This is a genomic window from Peribacillus sp. P4_C12 (assembly GCF_056402095.1).
Window position 1 is genome coordinate 1 of the sequence record NZ_JBFUIB010001105.1, and the last position, 674, is coordinate 674.

At 38.9% G+C, this 674-nt stretch carries 1 protein-coding gene and 1 pseudogene; both read left to right on the top strand.

Features of this window, described 5'->3' with window-relative positions; translation table 11 throughout:
* Positions 1 to 218 (top strand): annotated as a pseudogene (locus AC1DUW_RS31600) (lipoyl synthase); the annotation flags it as partial.
* A gap of 39 nt (positions 219 to 257) precedes the next feature.
* Positions 258 to 563, top strand: coding sequence for an iron-sulfur cluster biosynthesis family protein (locus AC1DUW_RS31605; RefSeq protein WP_053346217.1), 306 nt, complete (start codon positions 258 to 260; stop codon positions 561 to 563).
* Positions 564 to 674 lie beyond the last annotated feature (111 nt).

Sequence of the window (674 nt, forward strand, 5' to 3'; positions counted from 1 at the left end):
ACCTTCGTGCTAACAATGTGGAGATTATGACGATTGGTCAATATTTACAGCCTACTAAACGACATTTGAAAGTCCAAAAATATTGGAGTCCAGAAGAGTTTGAAGAACTGAAAAACATTGCCTTGTCAAAAGGGTTTAGTCATTGCGAAGCCGGTCCGCTTGTTCGCTCCTCCTATCATGCAGATGAACAAGTCCGTGCAGCAAAGGCTAATGCGTAATCATTTTTAAATAAACCTATTAAGAAAGGGGAGAATCAGATGGTAGTCAAAATAACAGTGGCAGCCATAATTAAGCTGAAGGAAATGGCTCGTAAGGATGCACAAATTCCTCGTATTGATGCCGATATTGCTGGAGGCTGCGGGGTGTCGGTGAAGTTCTCCCTCGTATTGGACGAGCCCCGCAGAAACGATACAATTATTGAATATGAGGGAGTTCAGCTTAGATTAGATCATTTTACAAAACGCTATTTAGATGAGGAGACACAAATTGATTATTTAGAAGATCGTGGCTTTATTGTCGGAGATAGCTTTGCATCCAGTGCATGTGCCATTGAAATAGATTAATAGAATCGTTACAGCTTACCTATTATATAGAAGATCGTGTTTAGAAAGGTTTTTTTCTTACAATATTCAAATATCCAAGTTTATGAAAACAAAAGGGGGAAGTATTAGATG